The 1,445-nt window shown below is 71.4% G+C and carries 3 protein-coding genes; all 3 read right to left on the bottom strand.

The genetic code is table 11. From position 1 onward, the window contains the following. The coding region (locus tag K8625_RS43515; protein WP_223786105.1) for a hypothetical protein at positions 1-293 on the bottom strand (293 nt) is incomplete at its 3' end. Next, positions 290-781: a DnaT-like ssDNA-binding protein gene (locus tag K8625_RS43510; protein ID WP_223786104.1), complete on the bottom strand. Its 492-nt coding sequence runs from the start codon at positions 779-781 to the stop codon at positions 290-292. The genes K8625_RS43510 and K8625_RS43515, both read right to left, overlap by 4 nt. Before the next feature lie 24 nt (positions 782-805). Next, entirely contained in the window at positions 806-1,261 is a 456-nt protein-coding gene (locus tag K8625_RS43505; RefSeq protein ID WP_223786103.1) for a hypothetical protein, read from the bottom strand. Positions 1,262-1,445: the final 184 nt, after the last annotated feature.

Genomic DNA, 1,445 nt, shown 5'->3' with positions numbered 1-1,445 from the left:
CCCACCTCGTCTCCAGGCCCCGGCACCACCGGCAGCCCGTGGGCGCCCACCAGCAGCTTGCGGCGCGCGGCGCGCACAGCGGTGCCCTCCTGCAGCGAGTCGCCCTCCTTGTCCTGCCCGGAATCCGACTGCACCAGCACCTTCACCGGGTAGCTGGAGGAGGAGGTGGTGGTGCGCGTGGACGTGGCCACGTCGTACTCCCCCGCCGTCCGTCGGGTGAGGGAGGCCGCCTGGCCGAAGCGCTTCAGCAGCGCGAGGGCCTTGCGCGCCAGCCTGTCCGACTGGGCGCTCACCCGCGCACCACCTGGAAGCTGCCCAGGCCCGCCAGCCGGGGCACCACCAACGGAGACACCAGCGCCGCCACCTCCGCCGGAATGGCCACGTGCGTCTCCTTCGATGTCTTCAACGGCCCCACCTGGACGCCCGCATCCACCACGGGGCCCAGGCCAGCCGTCCAGTCCTCCTGGAGAAGCCGAAAGGCGAACTCGGCCACCGCCCACCGCAACTGCGACGGAATGGCAGTGGAAGACACCCTGGCCCCGTCGAAGACGACGCCACGGCGCGGCCACGCCAGCGCCTGGTCCGCAGACGCCCGCGCGCCCAGGTAGCGGTAGTGGGTGTCGAGGACGCGTGTCGCCCACTTCAGCGTGCGCTCCCGCTCCTCTACCGAGGCCGCCGCCCACTCCGCGTTGTGGCCGCGCGCGGAGTGGTAGGCGTCCGCCTCCACCAGGGTGCAGTACGAGTCGGAGGACGGGCCTCCGGGAGTCGCTTCAATGGGCATGGGCGGGAGTTCCTCGGGCGCGGGCTACTCCTTGCCCTTGCCCTTCCCCTTCGCCTTGGTGTCCGCCGCCGGCGTCTCCTCGGCCGGGGCCTTCGCCAGCTCCGTCGTCGACTGGGCCCTCACGGGCTCCACGGGCCAGTCCTTCGCCTCGCGCAGTTCCGCCCGGAGGCGCTCCAGCTCGAAGTCCTTCGCGTTGATGAGCGCGCGCGCGTCCTCCAGCGCGACCGCCAGCTTCGGGTCCACAGAGCCGGTGGACTCCGCGCTCGCCTTCTCCTTCGCCCACTTCGCCTGGGCCTCCTCGTACTCGCGCGAGTCCACCTGGAAGGCGTTGTGGTACTTGCCAAGAATGTGGAGGGCCGTCGCCGCGTGTCTCGGCACCTCCGCCACACCGGCATTGAAGTCGAAACCCGCGAGGCTGCACGTCTCCCCCGCGCGCGGCCCCACCAGCGCCACTTCCACCGTCAGTCGATTTCCAGCCATCTGTTGCTCCACAGGGAATGCACCCAGCACGTGCTGGGTGCGAGGTTGAGGGCTGGGCCCGCCCGGGCAGGAAGTCCCCGCGGGCAGGCCCAGCCGAGAAGCGCGCCGCTCAGTTCGTCACGCCCTGGAGCACCGCCAGCCCCAGGTCGCTGAACACGGCCAGGCCGCAGTAGAACTTCACGCG

Source organism: Myxococcus sp. AS-1-15, from assembly GCF_020037055.1.
GTDB classification, from domain to species: Bacteria; Myxococcota; Myxococcia; order Myxococcales; family Myxococcaceae; genus Myxococcus; species Myxococcus fulvus.
This window is presented reverse-complemented; position numbering and strand designations above follow the sequence as displayed.